The sequence below is a fragment of the Bradyrhizobium sp. Pa8 genome (assembly GCF_052588265.1).
The window spans coordinates 3,585,408-3,609,438 of sequence record NZ_CP176767.1 but is presented as its reverse complement, the minus strand read 5'-3'; the positions used below and the strand labels follow the sequence as shown (position 1 = coordinate 3,609,438).

At 64.9% G+C, this 24,031-nt stretch carries 24 protein-coding genes; 11 read left to right on the top strand and 13 right to left on the bottom strand.

The window, feature by feature from the left end; translation table 11 throughout:
- Positions 1 to 9: 9 nt before the first annotated feature.
- Together ACKWRH_RS16070 and ACKWRH_RS16065 are read right to left on the bottom strand one after the other, a co-directional pair.
- Positions 10 to 219, bottom strand: a complete 210-nt coding sequence (locus ACKWRH_RS16070; protein ID WP_445221359.1) for a hypothetical protein — start codon at positions 217 to 219, stop codon at positions 10 to 12.
- Complete coding sequence (locus ACKWRH_RS16065; protein WP_445221358.1) at positions 216 to 1,058, bottom strand: helix-turn-helix domain-containing protein; 843 nt, start codon at positions 1,056 to 1,058, stop codon at positions 216 to 218. The genes ACKWRH_RS16070 and ACKWRH_RS16065 overlap by 4 nt, the downstream gene beginning before the upstream one ends.
- A 451-nt stretch (positions 1,059 to 1,509) precedes the next feature.
- Here ACKWRH_RS16065 and ACKWRH_RS16060 point away from each other — a divergent pair, with 451 nt between their 5' ends.
- From ACKWRH_RS16060 to ACKWRH_RS16030, 7 genes are all read left to right on the top strand, one after another.
- Positions 1,510 to 3,399, top strand: coding sequence for a PAS domain-containing sensor histidine kinase (locus ACKWRH_RS16060; RefSeq protein WP_445221357.1), 1,890 nt, complete (start codon positions 1,510 to 1,512; stop codon positions 3,397 to 3,399).
- A complete protein-coding gene (locus tag ACKWRH_RS16055) occupies positions 3,396 to 4,067 on the top strand; it encodes a response regulator transcription factor (protein WP_445221356.1) in 672 nt (223 codons plus the stop codon). The genes ACKWRH_RS16060 and ACKWRH_RS16055 overlap by 4 nt, the downstream gene beginning before the upstream one ends.
- 100 nt (positions 4,068 to 4,167) lie before the next feature.
- A complete protein-coding gene (locus tag ACKWRH_RS16050; protein ID WP_038955794.1) occupies positions 4,168 to 4,548 on the top strand; it encodes a response regulator transcription factor in 381 nt (126 codons plus the stop codon).
- A 153-nt stretch (positions 4,549 to 4,701) separates the two neighbouring features.
- On the top strand, positions 4,702 to 6,603 hold the full coding sequence (locus tag ACKWRH_RS16045; RefSeq protein WP_445221355.1) for an FUSC family protein: 1,902 nt from the start codon (positions 4,702 to 4,704) through the stop codon (positions 6,601 to 6,603).
- Complete coding sequence (locus ACKWRH_RS16040; RefSeq protein ID WP_445221354.1) at positions 6,600 to 6,803, top strand: DUF1656 domain-containing protein; 204 nt, start codon at positions 6,600 to 6,602, stop codon at positions 6,801 to 6,803. Before ACKWRH_RS16045 ends, ACKWRH_RS16040 begins: the two co-directional genes overlap by 4 nt.
- 10 nt (positions 6,804 to 6,813) lie before the next feature.
- Positions 6,814 to 8,112, top strand: a complete 1,299-nt coding sequence (locus tag ACKWRH_RS16035; RefSeq protein ID WP_445221353.1) for a biotin/lipoyl-binding protein — start codon at positions 6,814 to 6,816, stop codon at positions 8,110 to 8,112.
- A 256-nt stretch (positions 8,113 to 8,368) separates the two neighbouring features.
- The gene (locus ACKWRH_RS16030) at positions 8,369 to 9,415 is read left to right on the top strand and encodes a helix-turn-helix domain-containing protein (RefSeq protein WP_445222413.1); all 1,047 of its coding nucleotides are present in this window, start codon (positions 8,369 to 8,371) and stop codon (positions 9,413 to 9,415) included.
- Between the two features lie 195 nt (positions 9,416 to 9,610).
- Here ACKWRH_RS16030 and ACKWRH_RS16025 read toward each other — a convergent pair whose 3' ends face one another.
- The 10 genes from ACKWRH_RS16025 to ACKWRH_RS15980 all read right to left on the bottom strand — a co-directional run bounded on the left by ACKWRH_RS16025 (position 9,611) and on the right by ACKWRH_RS15980 (position 17,787).
- Positions 9,611 to 10,549, bottom strand: a complete 939-nt coding sequence (locus tag ACKWRH_RS16025) for a malonate decarboxylase subunit epsilon (RefSeq protein WP_445221352.1) — start codon at positions 10,547 to 10,549, stop codon at positions 9,611 to 9,613.
- A 9-nt stretch (positions 10,550 to 10,558) separates the two neighbouring features.
- Positions 10,559 to 11,509: an AEC family transporter gene (locus tag ACKWRH_RS16020; RefSeq protein WP_445221351.1), complete on the bottom strand. Its 951-nt coding sequence runs from the start codon at positions 11,507 to 11,509 to the stop codon at positions 10,559 to 10,561.
- Entirely contained in the window at positions 11,506 to 12,387 is an 882-nt protein-coding gene (mdcB, locus tag ACKWRH_RS16015; RefSeq protein ID WP_445221350.1) for a triphosphoribosyl-dephospho-CoA synthase MdcB, read from the bottom strand. The genes ACKWRH_RS16020 and mdcB overlap by 4 nt, the downstream gene beginning before the upstream one ends.
- Positions 12,384 to 13,064: a malonate decarboxylase holo-[acyl-carrier-protein] synthase gene (gene mdcG / locus ACKWRH_RS16010; protein ID WP_445221349.1), complete on the bottom strand. Its 681-nt coding sequence runs from the start codon at positions 13,062 to 13,064 to the stop codon at positions 12,384 to 12,386. Before mdcG ends, mdcB begins: the two co-directional genes overlap by 4 nt.
- On the bottom strand, positions 13,039 to 13,761 hold the full coding sequence (mdcE, locus tag ACKWRH_RS16005; RefSeq protein WP_445221348.1) for a biotin-independent malonate decarboxylase subunit gamma: 723 nt from the start codon (positions 13,759 to 13,761) through the stop codon (positions 13,039 to 13,041). Before mdcE ends, mdcG begins: the two co-directional genes overlap by 26 nt.
- The gene (locus ACKWRH_RS16000; protein ID WP_445221347.1) at positions 13,748 to 14,686 is read right to left on the bottom strand and encodes a biotin-independent malonate decarboxylase subunit beta; all 939 of its coding nucleotides are present in this window, start codon (positions 14,684 to 14,686) and stop codon (positions 13,748 to 13,750) included. Before ACKWRH_RS16000 ends, mdcE begins: the two co-directional genes overlap by 14 nt.
- The gene (mdcC, locus tag ACKWRH_RS15995) at positions 14,683 to 15,000 is read right to left on the bottom strand and encodes a malonate decarboxylase acyl carrier protein (protein WP_445221346.1); all 318 of its coding nucleotides are present in this window, start codon (positions 14,998 to 15,000) and stop codon (positions 14,683 to 14,685) included. The genes ACKWRH_RS16000 and mdcC overlap by 4 nt, the downstream gene beginning before the upstream one ends.
- Positions 15,001 to 15,009: 9 nt before the next feature.
- Positions 15,010 to 16,656 carry a malonate decarboxylase subunit alpha gene (gene mdcA / locus ACKWRH_RS15990; protein ID WP_445221345.1) on the bottom strand — a complete coding sequence of 549 codons (1,647 nt, stop codon included), beginning with the start codon at positions 16,654 to 16,656 and terminating at the stop codon, positions 15,010 to 15,012.
- Positions 16,653 to 16,907, bottom strand: a complete 255-nt coding sequence (locus ACKWRH_RS15985) for a hypothetical protein (RefSeq protein WP_445221344.1) — start codon at positions 16,905 to 16,907, stop codon at positions 16,653 to 16,655. Before ACKWRH_RS15985 ends, mdcA begins: the two co-directional genes overlap by 4 nt.
- 94 nt (positions 16,908 to 17,001) lie before the next feature.
- A complete protein-coding gene (locus ACKWRH_RS15980) occupies positions 17,002 to 17,787 on the bottom strand; it encodes an alpha/beta hydrolase (RefSeq protein ID WP_445221343.1) in 786 nt (261 codons plus the stop codon).
- Positions 17,788 to 18,091: 304 nt separating this feature from the next.
- Here ACKWRH_RS15980 and ACKWRH_RS15975 point away from each other — a divergent pair, with 304 nt between their 5' ends.
- Positions 18,092 to 18,433 carry a hypothetical protein gene (locus tag ACKWRH_RS15975; RefSeq protein ID WP_445221342.1) on the top strand — a complete coding sequence of 114 codons (342 nt, stop codon included), beginning with the start codon at positions 18,092 to 18,094 and terminating at the stop codon, positions 18,431 to 18,433.
- A gap of 338 nt (positions 18,434 to 18,771) precedes the next feature.
- On the opposite strand, the gene ACKWRH_RS15970 is transcribed toward ACKWRH_RS15975, so the two are convergent.
- Positions 18,772 to 19,176 carry a hypothetical protein gene (locus ACKWRH_RS15970; protein WP_445221341.1) on the bottom strand — a complete coding sequence of 135 codons (405 nt, stop codon included), beginning with the start codon at positions 19,174 to 19,176 and terminating at the stop codon, positions 18,772 to 18,774.
- Positions 19,177 to 19,199: 23 nt separating this feature from the next.
- Between ACKWRH_RS15970 and ACKWRH_RS15965 the strand changes: the two genes are divergently transcribed.
- The 3 genes from ACKWRH_RS15965 to ACKWRH_RS15955 are packed head-to-tail and all read left to right on the top strand — an operon-like array spanning position 19,200 to position 23,915.
- Positions 19,200 to 20,372 carry an efflux RND transporter periplasmic adaptor subunit gene (locus tag ACKWRH_RS15965; RefSeq protein WP_445221340.1) on the top strand — a complete coding sequence of 391 codons (1,173 nt, stop codon included), beginning with the start codon at positions 19,200 to 19,202 and terminating at the stop codon, positions 20,370 to 20,372.
- The gene (locus ACKWRH_RS15960) at positions 20,369 to 23,512 is read left to right on the top strand and encodes an efflux RND transporter permease subunit (RefSeq protein WP_445221339.1); all 3,144 of its coding nucleotides are present in this window, start codon (positions 20,369 to 20,371) and stop codon (positions 23,510 to 23,512) included. The genes ACKWRH_RS15965 and ACKWRH_RS15960 overlap by 4 nt, the downstream gene beginning before the upstream one ends.
- On the top strand, positions 23,499 to 23,915 hold the full coding sequence (locus ACKWRH_RS15955) for a thioesterase family protein (protein ID WP_445221338.1): 417 nt from the start codon (positions 23,499 to 23,501) through the stop codon (positions 23,913 to 23,915). Before ACKWRH_RS15960 ends, ACKWRH_RS15955 begins: the two co-directional genes overlap by 14 nt.
- Positions 23,916 to 24,031 lie beyond the last annotated feature (116 nt).

The following is a 24,031-nucleotide window of genomic DNA, read 5'->3' as shown; positions in this document are numbered from 1 at the left end:
GGCTGGAGGCTATCGCGCGAGCACCGTGACGATGGTTCGGCAGAAATCGAAAATGAACCGGCCATAGAGAGCGCCGGATCCCGGATCTGAAGATGCCAGGCGATAGGAGTTGCCGAGAGCACGGGCGATCTCCAGCACGCCCGTGAGTTCATGTTGCGCCATCGCCAGGTGAATGCCGGCCAGCGGCAGCATCAGGGCCTCAATGCCAACACTGCTCATGACGGCCCCGCTTCGGCGCGAGGCAGCGGCAGGAATTGCGCAAGATAAGCGCTCCTCCATTGATAAGGCGTGTCGCCGGCGAAACGCTTGAATACCGTCGTGAAATGCGCCTGAGTCTGGAATCCGACGGTCAAGGCAACATCGACGAGCGAGACGTCGGCGCGCCTCAGCAATTCCTGAGCGCGTTCGATCCGCCGATGCAGCAGATAGTCGTGAGGCCGCATGCCGACGGCGACCCGGAACTGCGCCGCAAAATGCATGCGGCTGAGGCCGGCGACCGCCGCCAGATCCTGCAAGGTGATCTTGCCAGTCAGATTCTCGTCGACATATTGCAGCACGCGCTTGAGGCGCCATTTCTGCAACGACCGCACAGACCGGCAGCGCTCGTCGTCCGCCTGATCGGTCTCGTTGCGCTCGAGCGCCGTCGGCCGGCTGGCCCTGCGGGTCAGGATGGCAAGACGCAAGGCGTCCGCAAGGATGGCGGAGTGAGGATGATGGGCCGCTTCGGTTGCCGCGAGCGCATCGGAGAGGCTTCGCATCACCGGGTCCGGGAACTCGCCTGCAGCGGCCTCCCGATCGGTCTCGACGGAGACGCGCGCGAGGCGTTTCGCCGATACCCTGTAGCTGGGCCCGTCGCCGGCGGATCGCCGCACACCCGGCGGGCGAGTCTCGATGGCCAGGGCCACATCGAGGTGAACGAGGGAAAGCGTCATCGCCTTTTCGCCGGCGCGATCCGGACGTTCCGCAAGCCCAGACTGCCGACCATCGATGGCCGAGACGCCGATCGAGCCGACGACATGATCCTTCGCGCCTGGCGGGTGTGACATCTGCAGCGACATCGTCGAACTCCTTGTCCCGTTTTCGATCCGGCGAGACCCAATGGCTCGTCCGAATGTGGGAGCAGAGTAGTTCGGCGGTCCCCGCGCTCCATTCTACGCGCGGGTGCACCAATTAGGTTCTCGGGTTGATCGCGTCATACCTAGGTATGACCGCGGCGTCGCCGGCCGCACGGGCGTCCCGTTCGGAGCGATGGAGGAGCTGGTATAGCCCTGCGGTAAGTTGACGCGCTCGCCAACGGTCGGAAAGTCACGCAAAACCCCGTTTTGCCGAGGAATGTGCCTCATCGGCACGCGCGCGGGATCGAACCGCGGCAACGTCTTTCAAGAGAGCACGAAAATCATGTTGCCGCATGTTGTCGGCCCGATCAAATCGCGGCATCAACGTGACCGAAAATGAGCAGAGCGACCACCAGCGACGATGACCAGTCTTGATCGGGCCACGGGTTCATCGATGAGCCGCGCCGGCTTGCGGTTCTGGTCTGCCGTCCTCGCTTTCACGGTTTTCCTGGTCGATGTGCTGACGCCGCTCGAGGGCGCGGTCGCAGTTCTCTACGTCGTTGCGATCCTGCTCGCGGCGAGAACGCACCGGCGTAACGACATCATCGTCGCCGCTGTCGGCTGCAGCGTCCTGACCATAACCGCCTATCTGCTGTCACACGATCTGGAGGCGATCGCCTCGCCTGCCCTTCGTGGGCTGGTGAGCCTCTCCGCCATCGGAATCACGACCTTGCTGGCGCTCCAGAATCACGCGGCGACGAAGCGCCTCGCGGCGCAGGCGCGCCTGCTCAATCTCTCGCATGACATGATCTTCGTCAGGGATCGCAGCGGCGTGATCACGTTCTGGAACAGGGCCGCGGAACAGGCCTACGGCTGGTCGGCCGACGAGGCGCTCGGGCAACTCGCCGACGCGCTACTGAGAACCGAATATCCCGACCGGCGAGAGGCCATCGAGGCCGGCCTGCTCGACATCGGCCGATGGGAAGGCAGGCTGGAGCAGCGGACGAAGGCCGGCGGCGTCCTCACCGTCGATGCGAGGTGGGCGCTCCAGCACGACCATCTCGGCAAACCCGTTGGAGTCCTTGAAACCCACACCGATGTCACGGACCGCGTAGCGGCACACAACGCGCTGGTGCAGAGCGAGCAGCGATACCGCCGGATGTTCGACGCAAGCCGAGTCGGCGTCGTCGAAGAGGACTGGAGCGCAGTGCGGACCGCGCTGAATTCGCTGGAGACCGGAGGCGCCACCTTGCGGGACTATCTTGCACGAAATCCTGAATTCGTGCGGCATGCCCGCCGGCTCGCTGGAATCACTGACGTCAATCCGGCCCTCCAGAAGATGGCAGGAGCAAACGGCTCTGCGGCCTTCATGGCGAACGTGGACAGGCTTCTGGGCGAGAACGACCGCAGTTTCCTCGGCGCGCTGGTCGCATTCGCGGAAGGAGAGCGGTTCCACGAAGGCGAAACCGATCTCGTGAGCCTCGACGGACGCAGGGTTCCCGTCCTGTTTACAATCACCTTTCCGGCCGAGCCCGACGGAGATCGCAACGTGCTCGCCTTCGTCATCGACATCACCGAGCGCAAGCAGGCACAGGATGCGCTGCTCGCAGCGCAGGCGGAGCTGGCGCATGCCGCGCGCGTCGCCACCCTCGGCGAGCTCAGCGCGTCCATTGCCCACGAGGTGAATCAGCCTCTGGCAGCGATCGTCACCAGCGGCGAGGCTGGTTTGCGGTGGCTGCGCCGCGACGTGCCCGATCTCAAGGAGGTTGCGACGACGATCGGTCACGTCGTTGCTCAGGGCCGCCGCGCCAGCGAGATCGTGACCCGCATCCGGACTTTCCTGAAGAAGGCCCCGCCTCAGCAGGATCTGCTGCAGATCGACGAGATCGTCGAGGAAGCGACCCTCCTGATCGCGCGCGAGCTCGCCAAGGAGGACGTCGCCCTCATCGTCAAGACGGAGCATGGCCTGCCGCCTGTTCGCGGCGACCGGATCCAGCTTCAGCAAGTCCTGGTCAATCTTCTGATCAATGCCGGCCAGGCCATGTCAGGCCGGCCTGGTTCCCGCACCGTCACGCTGCGCGCCGGAACCGTGGACGGTGAAAACCTTGACATCACGGTCGAGGACAGCGGCCCAGGCATCCAGCCTGACGACCTGTCGCGCCTGTTTGATCCGTTCTTCACCACCAAGGGCGGCGGCATGGGCATGGGACTTGCGATCTGCCGAACGACGGTGGAAGCTCACGGCGGCCGATTGTCCGTGGAGAGTTCTCCGGGCTCGGGCGCGACATTCCACCTGACACTGCCATTTAGCCAAGAACACAGCCAAGAACACGCCTTGCCATGACGCAACCAAACCAAGTGCAACCGCCGACCCAATCCTCCAGTTCAGTCGTCATCATCGTTGATGACGACGCGAGCATTCGTGCTTCGCTCGACAGCCTGTTCCGATCCGTCGGCCTCGAGACACGCCTGTTCGGCTCACCGGCCGAGCTGCTTGGCGGCGTCATGCCCGACAAACCGGCCTGCATCGTGCTGGACGTCCGGCTCCCGGGCGTGAGCGGCCTCGATCTCCAGGGACAACTGACCCGCCAGGGCATCCGATATCCGATCATCTTCATGACCGGTCATGGGGACATCCCAATGTCAGTGCGCGCCATGAAGGCTGGCGCCGTGGATTTCCTGTCCAAGCCGTTTCGCGATCAGGACATGCTCGACGCCGTGACGGCAGCGCTCGAGCGCGATGCGCAGCGCCGCGCGGAAGCCGCGACGAAGGAAGATATCCGCATCCAGTATGAGAGCCTGACGGCGCGCGAGCGCGAGGTGATGGGCCATGTGACCGCCGGCTTGATGAACAAGCAGGTGGCAGGCCTGATCGGCCTCAGCGAGATCACCGTCAAGATCCACCGCGGCAACGTCATGCGCAAGATGGAGGTCCGGTCGCTGGCCGACCTCGTGCGCAAGGCCGAAGCGCTCGGGATTTCCCAGAACCGAAAGACTACGGACCAAACCTGAGTATAATTTCGGCGGGACTGCCGCACGGTGCATAAGGCGCTTTCGGCCGCCCAATGGGAGATATCCTCCCTGCGGAACACAGCGGCCAGGATGTGTGCGAATGGCCAAAACCCCGGTGATTGCGATCGTGGACGACGACGAAGGCGTGCGCGCGTCGCTGGCGAGCCTGGTGCGTTCGCTCGGCTATGAAGCCCACGCCTACGAGTCCGGCGTCGCCTTCCTGCGGGAACCGGCGGGAGAAGATCCGGCCTGCATGATCGCCGACGTTCAGATGCCGGTCATTACCGGCGATGAATTGCAGGCGCGCCTGGTTGCCTCCGGCCGCCATTTCCCGATCATTTTCATGACCGCTTTCCCCAGCGAACCCGTGCGCCAGCGCGTCATGGCGGCTGGCGCGCACTGCTATCTCGGCAAGCCGTCCAGCGGCGACGAGATCATCCGCCGCCTCGAAGAGGCCCTGGCGGGCCACGCGCCGCAATAGTCGGGCCCCGGTTCGGGCAAACTGCGCCTTCCCGGCGTGCGTTCCCGAAAGCAGGTTGGCGGACCGAAAATACCGGCCGCCGCAGCTCATGCTCCCCTTCGATTTCGCGACGCCGGCAGGCCGCACGCTTTGCCGAGCACGGAGGGAGCACAATTGCCAGGGGACGCCACCAGCGCTGCCGATGACATCCGCCCGCGGGTCTTCGCCGGCTTCCCGGTGAGTTCCTGGGCGTTCGCGCTGCGCGTGCTGCTGGCAATGCTTCTCGCGCTCTATGTGAGCTTCTGGCTCGAGCTCGAATCCCCCACGTCGGCAGCCATCACCGTGGCAATCCTGGCGCTGCCGACGCGCGCGCAGGGCATGGAAAAGGCGGGTTACCGGCTGCTAGCAACCGCTATCGGCGTGATCGCATCGATCGCCATCGCCGGCACCTTTTCCCAAACCGGCGCGCTCCTGCCTGCAGTGTTGGGGATCTGGGTCGGACTTTGCGTCTACGTCGCCGGGATGCTGGACGGCAATCGCGCTTATGCAGCGGCTCTCAGCTGCATCACCGTTGCCCTGATTGCCATTCAGCAGATCGACAGCCCGTTGCAAGTGTTTCCGACCGGCGTCGCCCGGGGCGCCGCCATCGCCATCGGCGTCCTCGCGGTCGCTCTGGTCAACGAGGTACTCTCCGCGCCGGACTATCATCCGGTTCTGGCGAGCCGCCTCGAAACACTGCATCGCCGGGTCACGGAGTACGCGCAACACGCCGTCCGCGGTGAAGCTTCATCCGCGACGGCTGCCGCGGACATGTTGCGCGATGTCGCGGCCCTGCATCCGGAGATCGCGAGCCTCGTCACGGAGTCGATCAGCGGCCCGGCCAGAACTGCAGCCGCACGCTCCGCGATGGTGGGCCTCGTGAGCGAGCTCGCGCTCGCCCGTACGCTTGCCGCGCTGCCGGCCACATCCGCGACGTCTCGGGACGACCGAGACCCCGGCGCCTCCGGCCTGATCGCGATCTGCCGGACCTATCTGCGCGATGAGATCATCCGCAGGAATGCAGACGTGCGCGACAGCCTTGAGGCACTGCGGGCCGGGAACTATCCACGCCGGCAATGGCGCGCGCCGCTTTACCGCTCGCCTCGTATTGCAGCGGAAGCCGGCGTCAGGGCCGCGATCCACTTCATCCTCATTGCAATCATCTTCGTGATGGCGGGATGGCCGACCACCGCGCTCTGCCTCTCGCTTACTGCAGTCATCATCGGCCTGCGCGCGACGGCTCCGGATCCGCGCGCCTTCACGACACTGGCGATTTTTGCCATGCCGATCGCATGCCTGCTGGCCGGCATCCTGAAATACCTCGTCTTCAACGGCGTATCCGAGTTTCAACTGCTGGCGATCGGCCTTGCGCCTCTCGTGATCGGCGCAGCGCTCCTGATCACGCTGCCGAGCGGCGTCCTCCCGCCGCTCGGCCGGCTCTCCCTCGTTTTCACGCTTGTTATTCTCGCACCGAGCAATCCGCAGAGCTACGACCCCGACGTATTCCTTGTGACGTGCCTGTTTGCCCAGCTTTCCTCGGTTCTGGTCTTCGCGGCGCAGCTCCTGCTGCCGTCCTTGTCCGGCGAACGGAGGATCCGGCTGCTGCTGGACGACGCCCATCGCGAGCTGAGCCGCCTCGAATCCGGGCGAGCCCGGCATCTCGCGCCGGAGGAAGCCGCGTTTCGAGATGCAGCTCGGATCGAGCAGATCCTGACGACGAACGGCCCCACGGCACCTCCCCCTCGGGTTGTCGCGGAAGCGCTGCGCTGCTTCGACGAGGCGGTGGTGCTGCGACGGTGCCGTGCCGAACTGGACCGACTGGCCGAGACCTCACTGGGCGGAGCGGTGCGCGCCGCGCGAGCCGCGCTCACCCTACGCGATAGAGGCGCAATCCTGACTGCCGCCGAGGCGCTGCGCCAGACGGCTGCCCAAGGCAACCTGTCTGTCGAGCCGGTGCTCGCCGCGCTCGTTCCGGCCAGCATCGTCCTCGAACCATGGCGGAGTTTCGCCGGTTCCGGCCAAGGGACGCATCCGTGACGAATACTTATCGTGAACTCGTCGTGGGAGGCGTGCTGATCGCCCCGATCGTGTCCTATGCGGCAACGGCGCTGCTCGCATTCCTGCTGCTCCGCCCGGTGCTGCGTCTCGTCGGATTTACAAGAATCTTCAGCAACCCGTCGCTGGCCGAGCTCTGCCTCTACGTGTCGATCTTCGGCCTGCTCGCGCTCTTCTGCTAAGGAGAAAGTCATGGACGCGGCTCTGCCTCGAGATCCTGCCTTTCCGCCCCACCCCGAATCTTCAGCCGAACCACGGGCGGACGCAGCCGACGCCGTCGCGTGTTCCAGCCTGACGGAGGCCGGCGCGCGCGCGACCAGCGACCGCGCCGCGAACGACGGCGAAGCTTCCCGTCAGGCGACGCCATTGACACGGTCGCTGCGCAAAGCCGCCGGGCGGTTCATGGCCGGCGTCGGCAAGCATTTCGCCACCCTTGCCATCGCCCTGGTCGCCATCCTGATATCGGTTGCAACCTGGCAGCACTATGTCACCGCGCCCTGGACGCGCAATGGCAGCGTGCGCGTGCAGGTCGCCAATGTCGCGCCGCAGATTGCAGGCAAAATCGTGGAGCTGCGGGTGGCCGACAACCAGTTCGTCCACAAGGGTGACGTGCTCTACGTCATCGATCCCTTCGACTTCGACGTAGCCGTCCGCATCGGCGAGGCCCTCGTCGACCAGCGGGCGGCGGACCTGGAGGTGAAGCAGGCCGAGTTCGACCGGCGCCGGCATCTGTCCGACCTCGCGACGACGCCAGAGGAGCAGCAGATCTTCGCCGGCAATGCCTCGCAGGCGAAGGCCGCCTACGCAGCGGCCGCTCACCAGCTTGCACAGGCGGAATTGAACCTGAAGCGCACCAATGTGCTCAGCCCCGTCGACGGCTATGTCACCAATCTCCTGCTGCGCGTCGGCGACTATGCGCTGACCGGCGTCACCAACGTCTCCATCATCGATTCCAACAGCTTCTGGATCGACGGCTATTTCGAGGAAACCAAGATGGCGCATGTCTGCGTCGGCGATCGCGTCGAGGCACAGCTCGTCGGCTATTCCAAGCCGATCCTGGGACATGTGAAAACCGTGACCCGCGGCATCAGCCCGTCAAACGCCGCGGCGGGCACGCAAGGTTTGCCCAACGTGGACCCGATCTACACCTGGGTGCGGCTTGCGCAGCGCATACCGGTTCGCGTCGCCATCGACACGGTGCCGCCGGGCGTGCCGCTGGTCTCCGGCATGACGGCCACGGTGACGATCCGGCAGCCCGATGCGGTCGATCGCCAGACCTGGTCTCATCGGCTCCGCACGACCCTCGTGGACCCAATGTTCGATGTGTTCGGCGCAGGAGATCCGCCCCGCCCCAACTGCCTCCAATCCCCATCCCAGCAGCCTCCCGAGGTGACAACGCTTCCCTACGCGCGGGTGCCCGCAATTCCGCCGGCGGAGAAGATCGCGCCCGGCCTCGCCCCGGGCATCGATGCCTCGCCACGCCTTCCCTGAATACGGTCAGATCGCCCGATCTGAAGAGAGCTGCATCGCGCCGCAACATCGGAACTCACAGCGCAGGCCTTTGATTCTTCTTGCTGAATTCGGAGTTTCGCGACGTTCCGACGCACCTGCAGCTTTCGCAAAATCTCACACGATTTCAGCAACTCTAACGGGCCTTGTGGCGGCATCAGACATATCGTTCGAGCGTCAATCAATGGCATTCAGCAGCCGTCACGGCGGCAGCGGAATCCAAAAGACGGGACGAACGATGCTCACCGATATGCAAGCGGCCGGCGCCCGATTGACACATCAACCCGGCGCCCGCGAACCGGATTTCTCTCAGGGGGCACGCGCATTCCCCCACGAACGAAAATGGCGCCAGCCCGAGCAACGCGCGGGCGTCGCGCGCGAGGACATCACGATCTCGCGCTTTACCTATGCGCAGACGGCCGTCAGGCGCGAGGATGCAACGACGCCTCCCGACCGGTACTTCTTCTCGATCGCCCTGAAGAGCACACGTCTCAAGCTGACCAGAGGCAGTCAGACCATTTTCGACGGCGCCATGCCGGCAGGCACGCTCTATGTCGGCGCGCCGTCGAAGCCGCTCCGCGCGCAGTTTCTTGCGCCGTGCGATTTCCTGCACTTCCACATCTCGGCCAATTGCTTTCCATCTCCGCAGCAGGGAACGGAGCCGCTCGCGCCCGAATGCCTGAACGATCTCGTTCTGTTGCGTGACCCGTTCGCCGAGCAGCTCGCAAAGGCGCTGACCGAACAAGGCCATTCGGCCGATCGCGAATTTGCGTGCTGCATCGCCCAGACGCTGGCGATGCACGTCGCTCGGCGCGAGCCCCCGCGCACGAAAGTCAACGCCTTGCCGAAATGGCGGCTCCGACGCGTCGAGGAGTATGTCAGGGCGCGCTTCGACCACTCCATCAGCTTGTCCGACCTCGCCGGCGTCGCGGGATTGTCCCGGATGCACTTTGCCGCGCAGTTTCGCGCCGCGACTGGATACCGGCCGCGCGAGTATCTCCTGCAACAGCGCATCGAGCATGCAAAATCTCTCTTGTCGAATACCGAGACGCCGCTGGTCGAGGCGGCGCTGGCCGTCGGTTTCTGCACGCAGGCGCATTTCTCGACCGTCTTCAAACGTCTGACAGGCGATACACCTGCACGTTGGCGATGCACCAGCCGGAACGCATTGGCGTCACCCAGGCTCGCTGAATGCGACCCGGTTCCGTCACGCGAGCCGGCGTCTCATGTCCTGCCGGCGGACCTTCGTGAATCATGCGAAATGAGAAACAGCGTGGGGACGTGAAATACTTTGCACGCCGGACCGGCGATGCTGGCAGTGTTAGTGACTGAGTCCCCCAAGTCACGGCTCGAGCCATCTCCTCCCTGGCATGCGAGCATTGGGCCGTCCTTCCCACAAGGACGGCCCCCTTTTTTTGACCTCGCCGCACGCCGATCCGGAGCGCCGTCCGTCCGATTTCGAAGCGAAGCTGCTGCCATTTCAGTCGCTGAGATGCCGCGCAAGCCAATCACGCACGCCCTGAAGACTCCTGAAATCGTCCAGCGACCGCACCGGAAGGCCCGGCTCGATGCTCGCAACCATCCGGCTCAGTGCATGTCCAGGTCCAAATTCGAGAAATGCCGTGGCGCCCGCTTCGAGACAGCTTTGCAGGCAATTTCCCCACTGCACGGTTTGCGAGATCTGCGCGGCGAGCTTGTCGTGGCCCGTCTCGGCGGAGACGACCGAACCGCCATCAACGCCGCTCAGGATGCGCGCGCCGGCGGCCGGCGGGAACGCCACCGGCGCCGACCGCAAGACTTCGCGAAACACGATCGACGCCTCGGCGAGCCGTCCGGTGTGGGAGGCAACTCCAACCGGCAGATCGACGATCCTTGTGGCACGCATCGCCCTCGCCTCTCCGGCAATCCCGTTCAATGCCTTCCGGCCACCACCGATCACGAAGGCATCGCCTGGATTGACGATGGCGATCGCCGCGCCGTGGCGCTCGCAAAGGCAGGTCACATCGTCATGTGAAAGACCACGAACAAAGATCAGCCCGTCACCGGCGCAGGTGGCGGCGTCCATCGCTTCAGCGCGGCGCACTGCGAGGTCGAGCGTGAGGACCGGTTCGAACAAATCTCCCACGCCCCATGCCGCCACCTCACCGACGCTGTAGCCTGCGATGATGGCGCCATGTGGAATGATGTCCCTGAGCCCGGCAGCGGCGGCCAGTGCCTGCAACGTGCATAAAATCTGGCCGGACCGGTTGCGATGCAGAGCCTCGTCAGATTCGCTGCGCACGAAATCGCGCGGATCCGAGCCGCCCAGCAACGTTGCCGCGTGTGCAAACAGGTGCGTCGCTTCCGGCGCATCGCCCGTCAGGGCGAACATGTCCCGATGCTGTCCGCCTTGACCCGAGCACAGGATCGCAAGTGCCATGATTACCGCCTAGTGCGGAAAGAGAACGGCGATCGCGACCGCCATGGTCGCGACGCTGAATCCGGTGCTCGAAATGACCATCGATCCGACCGCTGCCGAGTCCAGCCGGTAGTTGACCGCAAAAAGGATGCCGAAAAAGCCAGACGGCACCGCGGCGAGCAGAATGGCCGTCCTCGCTGTGTCGGGAGCGATTGGAAAGACGTGAGTGACTGCAACGGCCGCGAGCGGCCGAACCATGTCCGCGGCCACGGTTGCAGCCGCGACCTTCCAGTTCAGGCGGAACGACTGTGCCGACAGGATGGCTCCGGTGAGGAACAGCGCGACGCCGGCGGCCGAACTCCCGATCAGGGCGAGGCAGGCATGAGCGAGCGCGTCGAGGCTCAGATCCGATACCGAAAACAGGATGCCGAACACGGGCGCGAGCACGACCGGCTTGGTGATCGCACGCCCCACTGCCATCAGCATCTGCCGCGCCGCCATTTCCTCGCCACGAGCCCTGGCGGCGTCCATTTCCGCCATGATCAGGGTCACCGGGCTGATGAGGACCGAACCGGTTGCCAATGCGACGGCGACCGGAACGGCGCCCGCCTGTCCCGCGACGGATGTCAGGATTGGAAGACCGACGCCGGCAAGATTTGGAAAGCCCACCGTGAGTGCCTGAATCGACGCATCGGGCCGCGACACCTTGAACAACCTGCGCGCGGCAAGATACCAGACGGCATAGAGCAACGACATCGTTATGCCGAGCACCAGAAAGAGCGGAACCTGCTCGATCATCTCGCTGCGCGACGCCGAGGCGGTCGCGGCGAACAGCGACGCCGGCACAGCGAAATCCATCACGAGTGCGTTGAGAGCATCGACATGGAGATTGTCGACGACATGAAACCTCCCGGCGGTGTATCCCAGCAGCAAGACGAAGAACACGGGCACCAGCGCCATCAGGATTGCATTGGACATCATGGCCCCGGCGCGTCGTGGGCATCGACGAAGAGCGACATCGCAAGCAGGTCAGCCGAGCCACCGGGACTGAGACGACGGGCGACGAAGCTTTCATGGATCCATCGCGCGCTGACGCGCCAGCCGGGAGCGCGCACGCCGCCGGCGTCGATGAAGCGACGTGCCGCGCGACGCGCAAAGCGAAGCCCCTCGAGTCCGCCACGATGCAGCAGATTCGTGTCTTCCACGGACGCAATCAGGGCAAAGCACGCTTCGACCCGAGCCGCTTCCGCATCCTCGGGCGTGGCAGGCAATGTTCTCCGCAAGGCCGGCAAGCCGATCCGGTAGACGCTGGGAAACCCGCTCGCCGCCTCGATACGGGCTCCGCCCGCGCGAAAGCGGCGGCGAGCAGCGCTGCCATGGCTGTGCAGCAACACCGGACCGTGCAGTATGCTGGCGCCCCAGAGGCGCGCCACGACGTCGCCGAGCGAAAGCGCCGGATCGACCAGCCCGCCGGCCCTCGCACCGGCCGCCGCGCACAACAGGCCAAGACCGAAGATCGCGCCGCGATGCGTATTGACGCCCGCGGTCGCCTCGAGCATCGCCCGTTCGGCCTCCAGGCCGATGACCCGCAGCACTCCCATGCCGCAGCCGAGCGCGCCCGCTTCGGCAAGACTTTGAAGGTAAGGCCTGATGGCCGCAGCGCTGCGACGAAACGTGCCGGCATCCATGTCGACGTGACTACCATTGTCGACATGGCTCACGAGCCCCGGTTTGGGCCAGGTTTCCAGCTCCATGGCGAGGCAATCGGCAGCGAAGCCGCCGATGGCCCAGATACCGGACGGCATCTGCCCCCGGCTGGCAGCAAGCGGTTCGATGTTTCGCGCGGCCGCTGTGATCATGATCCCATCGCTCCCGAAATGAATCGATCCCTGTCGAGCAGGGCCACGCACCCGATGGTCTTGACCAGAAGCTGGTCCGTGCCGGCATGGAATTCGCGCCAGTTCACCGCTGCACCATCCGCGCGCATCAATTCACCATCGAGCCGCATCGGCGCATCGGTCTCGATCGCGGCCACGTCGGCGGCGAGCCGATCCAGATCTGTTTCCCGGGGGAACGCGAACAGGACATCGAGGTCGGAACGAGCGGTCACGTAGTCGAGCCCGGTCAGCGATTGCCATGCGAGGCTGCCGAACACGCGCACGTCCACCGAATGACGAAGCGCGAGCCCGTCGAGCCGATCGAGCGTCGGCCACCAGTTGCGCGGCGCCGAGGCGCGCGCTTGCCGCAGCGCGGGCGGCCTCGCGACCGAGGTGATGTGGTCGATATCCGCGAGAAACGACAGCCGCTTCTTGCCGGCGGAGGGAGGCAACGGCAGGCCGAGCGCAAGGCCGGTCGCTTCACTCGGTAGAGCGCGCCGCCTGATCGTCGGCCATCCCATTTCGGACCAGCGCGAAACCAGCGGGTCGGCTGCGAGATCGCCGCGCATCCCGATCATCGCGCGCCAACCCTGCGGGCTGACAAAGACGAGGTCGTGGCGACCGGCCGGCGGTTCACCGGATTTGCAGGGCAAGGTCACGAACGCGCTCCGCGATATCGGCGGCCTTCGGCCGGCCACCACGCTCCTTGCCGAGCGCATCCCTTCGATCCCGCGCAGCCGGCATGTCGGCGAGCAGTGCCTCCAGCTGGTCTGCGAGTGAGGTGGCGTCGCTCCATGTCATTTGAACGGCACCCATCTGCTCGAGATTGGAGAGCCCCGGCGCGAACACCGGCGTCGATTTGGCTTTCTCCTCAAGAGCGGTCATCGACAATTTGGTGACCTTCGCCATCGACGGCAGATCCATCACCGCGGGAGAGGCGCCGGGCAATCCGACCAGCACGCGCGTCGCAAGGCCCGTCGCAAGCAGGGCACCCGCTGCCGAGTGGCCGTAGAGAAGACCGATGGTGGGGCGGCCGTGCATGTCCGCATGGATCAGCACTTTCGCCACATGTGCGAGGAATTCGTTGAGCCCGAGCAGCTCGTCACGCTTGCTCATGCGCTGGCTGTCGCTGTCGACGAGCACCAGGATCGGTCCGCTCCCCCGGTCGATCGACTCCAGGACGTGCGCGGAAAGTCTGACCGCCTCGTCGACGCCGAGTGCAGTCCGATCCGCAACACCAATCACGAGTATCCTGCCACCGGACCGCAGCGTCGCCGCGCCGGCAATGACGCCATTGTCGTTCCTGACCTCATGGCCCTCGGGGAATAACGAGGCGAGAATGTCATCGAGCGTCACGGCTGCTCCTCCCGATCTTGTTAGCGAGCGCAATGAACTGGTCAGCCGGCAATTCCGGCACCGTTTCCGCATGCGCAACACCTTCCACCGTCCAGACATCGACGGCGTCCTGGCAAGCGCCGAAGCGGCGCAACCTGTCGGCCAGACGCCCCTGCTCCGCCCTGAGCTGGTCGAGGCCGAAGGGGCCAATCAACCCGATCAGCTCGAGTGCGGCTTCGCGAAAATCCTGCACGGTGTCATCGGCGAAGACGTCGGCTGCGCCGAGCAGCCGCCGGTGCTTGCCGCCCATGGTGCGCCAGACCAGGGCACGGTCACGGGAGTCGAACTCCTCGACGCCGCGGTTGGTCTCGATCACCTCGGGGCCCGAAACCGCGATCCGTCCCGCCTCGGACACGGCGAGCGCGGAGCAACAACCTGCGATCAGACCGCCGCCGCCATAGCAGCCGGAGCGCCCGCCGATCAGGCCGATGACCTTCACGCCGGCGCTGCGCGCCTCGATCACCGCGCGCATGATCTCGGCGATGGCGAGCTCACCGGCATTGGCCTCCTGCAACCGGACCCCGCCGGTATCGAGCAGGATCAGAACGGGGATCGATCCGATCTCGCGCGCTGCGCGGAGCAGACCCGTCAGTTTGGCGCCGTGCACCTCGCCGAAGGCGCCGCCCATGAAGCGTCCTTCCTGCGCGGCGACGAAAACCGGCGCGCCGCCGAGCCGGCCATGGCCAACGACGATGCCGTCATCGAACTGCTCGGGAAGGCCGAATATCTCCAGATGCGGACTGACCTCGCGCTGTTCCGGCCCGATGAACTCGACCAGGCTGCCGGCATCAAGCAGCAGATCAAGCCTGGTCCGCGCCGACGCCTCGTTGAAGCTTGTACTGCGGGCCCGTTCAGCCGGGGCGACGTGCGGGAGCGGCGCGGTCATCGGTCGCTCCCCGCGATCAGTCGCACCGCCTGGGCCAGCCGAAGCGAGACCGTGTCGGGACGCGCGCCGCCATCATTGATCGAGAATTTCAGCCCGCCGGGCGAATAGCGCTCGACGAAATCGCCAATGACGGCGGTCCAGACTTCGCCGAAGCCCATCGCCGCGGTTTTGATCTCGACCGCGCATTCCGCATCCGGCAGGACGCGCTCCACCAGCACTTCCAGATTGCCCGAGGCGACCACGCCTACGATCGCGCTCTGCCTGATGCCGCCCGCGCGCTCGCGAACCGGATGATGAAAGCTAAGATCTTCCATGGCCTGTCCTCACCAGTTCCTGAATTTCGACGGCGGCGCGTAGAGCCCGCCCGACCAGCGCACCAGATCCTTGATCGAGCGCGCCGCCAGCATGTTGCGATCCGCATCGAGAGGATTGATGCCGATATCTTCCGGCCGCCGGATCACGCCGCGCTCGCGCAGCTGCGCGACCATGCTGCGATCCCGCCCGCGACCGACATCGGTGTATCCGGCGACGCCGCGGATCGCCTGCTCGCGCTCTTGCGCCGTACGGCACAACAGGAGGTTCGCCACGCCCTCCTCAGTGACGATGTGCGTGACGTCATCGCCGTAGATCATTACGGGAGCGAGTTCAAGGTTCAGCTTCTCGGCGAGCTCGATCGCATCGAGCTTCTCGACGAACAACGGGACGTTCTTGTCGCCGAAGGTCTCGCCAATCTGCACCACCAGCTTGCGGCCCCGACGCAGCGGCGCCGGCCCGTCGGGATCGGCCTCCGCGCCGGCCTTCAGCCAGGGTTCGCTCGGATGCCTGCGCCCGCGCGCATCCGAGCCCATGTTCGGCGCGCCGCCGAACCCGGCGATGCGCGAGGTGGTGACGGTCGAGGAATTTCCCTGGAGATCGATCTGCAGCGTGGAGCCGATGAACAAGTCGCAGGCATAGAGCCCGGCGGTCTGACAAAACGCGCGGTTGGAGCGCAACGAGCCGTCGGGGCCGGTGAAATAGACGTCGGATCGTGCCCGGATGTAATCGTCCATCCCAACCTCCGAGCCGAAAGAGTGGATTTGCCGGACCCAACCGGACTCGATCGCGGGAATGAGCGCGGGATGCGGATTCAAGGCGAAGTGGGTTGCGATCCTGCCCTTCAGGCCCAGTCTCTCGCCGAACGTCGGCAGCAGAAGCTCGATCGCAGCCGTGCTGAAGCCGATACCGTGATTGATCCGCTGCACGCCATAGGGCGCGTAGATGCCCTTGATCGCGAGCATCGCGGTCAGGATCTGCCCCTCGGTGATCGCCGCCGGATCGCGCGTGAACAGCGGCTCGACGAAGAACGGCTTGTCCGACTTGACGACGAAATGGACGCGGTCCGCCGGGATATCGACCCGCGGAACCGTCTCGACGATCTCGTTGACCTGGGCGATTACGACGCCGTCCTTGAACGCCGTTGCCTCCACCACGGTGGGCGTGTCCTCGGTGTTCGGACCGGTGTAGAGATTGCCGTCACGGTCGGCGCTGACGGCGGCGATCAGGGCGACGTGCGGAGTGAGATCGATGAAGTAGCGCGCGAACAGTTCGAGATAGGTGTGAACCGCTCCCAGCTCGATCTTGCCGCCGAACAGCATGCGCGCGATGCGTGCCGATTGCGGCCCGGAATAGGCATAGTCCAGACGCTTCGCGACCCCGCGGTCGAACAGGTCCAGATGTTCGGGCAGAACCACGCCTGACTGCACCATGTGCAGATCGTTGACCTTGGACAGATCGACCGCCAGCAGCGCGCGGCTCAAGAGATCCGCCTGCTTCTGGTTGTCGCCTTCGAGGCAAATCCGGTCACCCGGCCGGATCACGGCCTCCAGCAGACGCGTTGCCTCGGACGCTTCCACGACCTTGCCGTGGGCAAGTCCGGCACCGGCCGCAATGCGGGCATCGCGCGCGGCGCGGTTGTTCTGCCAGCTCGTCATGACCTTGGCCCCTTTGCGGCGTTGGCTCCGCTCCAGAGCGATCCCGGATTGGCACGGTCGGGATGAAGCGCGAGCATCGCCTCGTAGAGTTTGACAAGGACCGCGTCCCACTCGCCGTAGATCAGAGTCGAACAGTTTGCGACCCACATCAGGTCCGGATTGCCGGACGGCAGATCGCGGCTCAGTCCAGCCCGCTTCGCCGTCGTCACGTCCCAGTCCAGGATCGTGCCGGTCGTCTCGATCATGCTCATGGAATTCTCCGGAGGGGCAGTCGGGCCGGCGGGAGTGCTGTCTCTCCCGCCGTCCTTCCTTCTGCCGGCCGTGCGTCAGGACCGGCAAAACGGGTCAGCGGGTGGCTGGTTGATCGATGCTGCGAGCGGCACGGGTGATGACCGCCGCCACTTCCTTCGGATGCGACTCGTAGACCGAGTGGCTCGCGCCCGGGATCACGGTGGTTTGGCTCTTGGCGCGCTCGTAATACCAGCGCTCGAGATCCGGATTGATGATCTGGTCGTTGCCGGCGACGATGCCCCAGCTCGGCTTGGTCTTCCACGCAGCCGCCGTCAGCGGCGTGCTGAACACCTGGGTCGCGGCCAGCACCTGGGAGCGTGCGGAAAACTCGGCCCGCTCGCGGGGCAGATCCGGCGCGAACAGCTTGGGGAACTCCACGGGATCGAGATAGGTGAACTTGTCGGGGGTGACCTTGATGGCGCCTTCGGTCTTTCCAAGCACGCTCGGCGTCTTCTTGCCCAGCGCCGATTCGTCCTCGCCGACGTCGGGCGCATGCGCGGCAACGTAGACCAGACCGACCACGTTGGGATGGACGCCGGCTTCGGTGATGATCGAACCGCCGTAGCTGTGGCCGACGAGAAGCGTCGGGCCGCCCTGGAGATCGAGAATCCGTTTCGCCGCCGTGACGTCATCGGCGAACGACGTCTCGGGCTCCTGCACCATGGTGACGCGGAATCCTTCCTTGACCAGGATCTCGTAGACCGGCTTCCAGCCGGACGCGTCGACCCAGGCGCCGTGCACCAGGACAATGTTCTTCGGGGGTTCAGCGCGCGCCGGGGCGACGGTCGCGAACAGGGAGAGAGCGGCAGCGAAGGCGAGGCCAGCGTTCAGGTGTTTCATGTCGGGATCACTCCGGGTTGGAATGGTGCGACAGTAGTGTCGACGCATGCCCACGTATTTCGGCAAACAACGGCCCTTGCCACTTCGCACGTCGGGACATGCCGATCGAGACAATGGACACTCGTGCATCCTCGGGACGCTGCCTAGCTAAGGCACGCATTTCAAACGCGGCTCATATGTCAGGCGTACGGACCTCTCGTCACTGTGAACGGCCGGCGTTCATACACGAAAGACGAACGATCGACTTTGTCATTCAAGAGGTCGAATCTGACGCTGTTTGAACTCCATGCATGGGATCGGACACATGACATCCACGGCAAATTTCCAGATCGCGCTTCTCATCCTGTTGTGCGCAGCTTCGCCCGCGCGCGCAGGCACTTGTGCGGACGACATCGCGCAGACCCAGATCCAGCTGGATCAGGCCATAGAAAAAGACGCGGGCGCCCACGGCTGGCAGCGGGAGAGCCTCAGCGCGCTGCGCAGCCATCAACCGACGCCTCGCTCGATTGCAGAGGCCGAGGGCGGCCGCGGAGCCGTTTTCACGGATGCGCTAGACTCGCTTGATCGCGCGCGTACCGCTGATCAAAACGCCGACACAGGCACCTGCAGCCGCGAACTCGCGCACGTGCGGGACATTCTGAAATAGCGAAAAAGCAGACCGAAACCAAAGCCGGCCAGCGGCGCTGTTATCGGCGAGGCAACTCGGCGATGCGGCCGCACGAAGACGAATGCCCGCTCGCGACGCGTCAAATGCCCATTGTCGTCGTGCTGCCGGGCAGCGGGACGTGCGTTCTGGAAATACCCCGCCGTTCCGCATCTTTCTAGTGCTCGACAGCATTCAGCCGGAGCATCTTCCATGCGAGAGCAGCACTCATCGAACGACGCCGGCTCGGGAAGATCCGGATCGCGCCGGTTCACCCTGATGCCACCCGCCGTGGCGCTCACGGCCGGCATGCTTTGGCTCGTCCCGGCTGCGACGTCCGCTCAAACGACCATGCCGGGAATGCAGCCTTCCACCGGCATGCTGGCGACGTCGCCGCTCAATCCGCAATCCACGCGGCCCATCGGCGTTCCACTAGGATCGACCGAGATCGCGACGCCCGGCATTTCGCCGCTTAATCCGGCGCAAAGCACGGCGGGTTGCGCCGGATCCGGCAATACGGCCTCGTCCGGAGCCTTGTTCGACGGCGGCGGACTGTCCGGAGGCTCATCCGTCACCTGCAACGGCAGCATCACGGCGGCGTCTCCCCTGCCTTCAGCATCGACGGTCGGACGCGTCGGGATACCGCTCGGAGCCACCGAGCTCGGCGGCGCCGGAATCAGTCCGTCCGTCCCAGTGCAAGGCCCTGCCGCAACGGACGGCACGCCTTCGATCAGCGGTTCAAGCAATCCCTGACATCCAGGACGCACTCATGAAACGAAATCTCGCCATCGCGCTTGTCGCTCTCGCCGCGATCCTCGTCGGAGCCGGCCTATGGTTCTTCGCCGCGGACCGGAAGCCGGTCGTCGCCACCGCGCCAGTGCCCGCGGCCGTACCGGTGGTCACCGCCGCGGTCACCGGCAAGGACGTTCCGATCTATCTGCGCGGCATCGGCACCGTGATCGCCTACAACACCGATGTCGTGCGCAGCCAGATTCAGGGACAGATCGTCAAGATCGCCTTCACCGAGGGACAGACCGTCAAGGCCGGCGATCTGCTCGCCCAGATCGACCCGCGTCCCTACGAGGCCCAGATCGAGCAGCTGACGGCCAATCGCGATCGAGATCAGGCGCAGCTCGCGAATGCCGAAGCTAATCTCTCCCGCTACAATAAACTCGGCGACAAGGGCTATGCGACCCCGCAGCTGATCGACACGCAGACCGCGCAGGTGGCGCAACTCAAGGCCGCCGTGAAAGCGGACCAGGCGCAGATCGACGAGGCCAACGTCCAGCTTAGCTATACGCGCCTGACATCGGCCATTCCCGGCATCACCGGCGTCCGCCAGATCGATGTCGGCAACGTGATTCATCCGACCGACCCGAACGGTCTCGTCGTGGTCACCCAGATCGAGCCGATTTCGCTGCTATTCACCCTTCCGCAGACGGATCTGCCCGTGATCCAGGAGCACACTGCAAAAGGCCAGTTGAAAGTCATCGCCTACAGCCAGGACAACAAGATGAAGCTCGGCGAAGGCACGCTGCTGCTCGTCAACAACGAGATCGCAGGGACGACCGGCACCGTCCAGCTCAAGGCCGAATTCGCCAATCACGATCACCGGCTGTGGCCGGGACAGCTGGTGAATGCCCGGCTGCTGCTGAAGATTCAAAAGGACGCGCTGACGGTCGCCGGCTCCGCAATCCAGCAGGGCCCGAACGGCAGCTATGTCTATGTCGTCTCTCCGGACCAGACCGCTTCCTTGCGTCCCGTTCACGTCGCGCAGATCAGCGAGGGGCAGGCCCTGATCGACCAGGGACTGAAATCAGGTGATACCGTCGTCGTCGACGGTCAGTATCGGCTGACGGAAGGAAGCCAAGTTCGGGAACTGCACGGCAAGGCCGCGCGCGAAGCCGACCTGCAAAGCTCCGTGCAGGACGCGCTCCCATGAATCTGTCCGCGCCCTTCATCCTGCGGCCGATTGGAACCGCTCTGCTGATGGCGGGCCTGCTGCTGTGCGGCCTCGCGGCCTATCCTCTGTTGCCGGTCGGCGCGCTGCCGAACGTCAATTACCCGACGATCCAGATCTCGGCCCAACTGCCCGGCGCCGACCCCGGAACCATCGCCTCGTCGGTCGCCACGCCACTCGAACAGCAGCTCAGCCAGATCCCCGGCGTCACGCAGCTCACCTCGTCCAGCGCACTCGGCGTCGCCCAGCTCACGGTGCAGTTCGAGCTATCGCGCACGGTGGACAGCGCGGCGGTCGACGTTCTCTCCGCGATCAATGCCGCGAGCCCGTTCCTGCCGCAGAACATCCCCTACCCGCCGACGATCAGGAAGGTGAATCCGGCGGAAACGCCGATCATGCTGATCGCGCTGACGTCGGACTCGCTGCCGATGACCACGGTGGATGCCTACGCGGAAAACATCCTGCTGCCCAAGATTTCTCAAGTGCCAGGCGTGGGCCTGGTCGGTATCGGCGGCCAGCAGAAGCCCGCGATCCGCATCCGCGTCAATCCGCAGGCGCTGGCCGCCCGCGGCATCGGCCTCGAAGACGTCCGCACCGTGATCGCCGGCGCCAATGTCGACCTGCCCAAGGGCACGCTCAACAGCCCGCGCGTGACCTATACGCTGAATACCAACGACCAGTTGCTGAAGCCCGCCGCCTATGAAAACCTCATCATCGCCTATCGCAACGGCTCGCCGGTGCGGCTGCGCGATATCGGCTCGGCGATCGAGGCGCCCGAAAACGACCTGCTGGCTGGCTGGTACGGCAAGGACCCCGCCGTCATCCTGGCCGTCCAGCGCGTCCCCGGCGCCAACGTCATCGAAACCGTCGATCGCATCAAGAAGCTGCTGCCGCAGCTGCAGGCCTCCGTTCCGCCGGCGATCAAGGTGACGATCGCCGCCGACCGCACCGCCACGATTCGCGCCGCGGTTTCCGATGTGCAATTCACGCTGATGTTGACCGTCGCCCTGGTGGTGATGGTGATATTCCTGTTCCTGCGGAATTTCTGGGCCACCGTCATCCCGGCGATCACTGTTCCCCTGGCGCTGATCGGCACCTTCGCGATCCTCTATGTGCTCGGCTACAGCCTCGACAACCTCTCGCTGATGGCCCTGTCGATCGCGGTCGGATTCGTGGTCGACGATGCCGTGGTGGTGATCGAGAACATCGTGCGCCATCTCGAGCAAGGCATGACCCCGATGGAGGCGGCGCTCAAAGGCTCCAGCGAGATCGGCTTCACGATCGTCTCCATCACCCTGTCGCTGATCGCGGTGTTCCTCCCGCTGTTCCTGATGGGCGGCTACGTCGGAAAACTGTTCCAGGAATTCGCCGTCACGATCACCGCATCGCTGCTGCTGTCGCTGGTCATCTCGCTCACTTTGACCCCGATGATGTGCGCGCGCCTCCTGAAGGACGAATCGCGGAGAAAGCACGGCCGGCTCTACCTCCTGTTCGAGCGCGGCTTCGATGGCCTGCTTGCGCTGTACGCGCGCGGCCTGCGCGTCGTGCTGCGCCATCGCTTCGCGACGCTGCTCGTGATGCTCTCGACCATCGCGCTGACCGGCTATCTCTATGTGATCATCCCGAAGGGCTTCTTCCCGCAACAGGACACCGGACAGATCGTCGGCATCACCGAGGCCGCCCAGGACATCTCCTTCCCCGCCATGTCCGAACGCCAGCAGGCGATCGTCGACGTCCTGTCGAAGGATCCGGCGATTCAATCGGTGGCCAGCTATATCGGTCCAGGCGGGCCGACGGCGACCCTCAACCAGGGACGTATCTTCATCGTCCTGAAGCCGAAGCCCGAACGCAAGGCAAGCGCCGACCAGGTGATCGCGCGGCTGGAACCCCGGCTCGCCCATATCCAGGGCATCAAGCTTTACATGCAGTCGGCCCAGGACATCACGATCGGCGCACGCCTGTCGAAGACACAGTATCAGTTCACGCTGACGGACGCCGATTCCAACGAGCTCACCCACTGGTCGGCAATCTTCCTGGAGAAGCTCCGCGCGCTCGACCTCATCACCGACGTCGCAAGCGACCAGGCCAATGCCGGCCCGAGACTGCAGGTCACCGTCAATCGCGAAGTCGCCTCGAGCTTCGGCATCCTGCCCACGACGATCGACAACACCCTCGACGACGCGTTCGGTCAGCGAATCGTCTCCACCATGTTCACCTCGCTGAACCAGTACCACGTCGTGATGGAGGTCGATCCAGCCTTCCAGTACGGGCCCGACGCGCTCAAGGACATCTATCTCAACTCTGCGACCGGCCAACAGGTCCCCCTGAGCACGCTGGTCCACAGCGTCATCATGCCGGCGCCGATTCTGATCAATCACCAGGGCCTGTTTCCCTCCGTCACGATCTCGTTCAACCTGCGGCCCGGCGTAGCGCTGGGCGATGCGGTGACGGCGATCCAGAAGATCGAAAAGGACACCGGCAAGCCCGCCTCGCTGTCGACCTCGTTCCAGGGCAACGCGCAAGCCTTCCAGTCTTCCCTGTCCGGCACACCGTTGCTGATCGGGGCGGCGCTGATCGTGATCTACATCATCCTCGGCGTCCTCTATGAGAGCCTGATCCATCCGATCACGATCCTGTCGACGCTGCCTTCCGCCGGCATCGGCGCGCTGCTGCTGCTGCTGGCGGTCCACATGGATCTCAGCGTCATCGCCATCATCGGCATCATCCTGCTGATCGGCATCGTCAAGAAGAATGGCATCATGCTGGTCGACTTCGCCCTCGAGGTGGAGCGCAAGCAAGGGCTGAGCCCTGAGGAGGCGATCTACCAGGCCTGCACGCTCCGCTTCCGTCCGATCCTGATGACGACCATGGCCGCGCTACTCGGCGGTGTGCCTCTGATGCTCGGCAACGGCACCGGCGCCGAACTGCGCCAGCCGCTCGGCTATACGATCGTCGGCGGCTTGATGCTCTCGCAGATCCTAACGCTCTACACCACGCCCGTGGTCTATCTCTACCTCGACCGGCTCGGCTATTGGCTCACCAACCGCAAGCCGCATGCGGTCGAGACACCCGCCCCCTCCGCGAGCGAAGCAGATGCCGGATTGGGCCATGAATCCGCTTGATCAAGTAAGCGTCGGCATGACTGCGGAAAAGCTGGTGACCGTCACGGCGGAGATGACGGTCGGCCACGTGGTCCCGCGAATGCCTGAAGTCTACGGCACGCCGATGATGATCTTGCACATGGAGATGGCGGCGGGATCGGCGATCCAGCCGTCCCTGCCGGCCGGCTATGTCAGCGTCGGGATGATGGTCGACGTCCGTCATCTGGCGGCGACGCCGGTCGGCCGCACCGTGCGCGCGGTCGCACGGGTCGTCGCCGTCGAAGCCAGGAGTGTCCTGTTCGAAGTCGAGGCCTGGGACGGCGGCCGCAAGATCGGCGACGGGACCCATCGGCGCGGCGTTGTCGAGGTCGCCGAGTTCGAAAGGCGATTCGGGGTGACGAGGCCCACCGTGGCGTTGGCTTAGGATCGCGGAATCCCTCCCGCGGCAACATCCCGGATCTGCGCGCAGGCTCGCATGGTGGCGCCGTGCGTTTTGACAAAGGGTCCGCGAAAAAGCAAAAGACCGGCTTTCCACGGTGC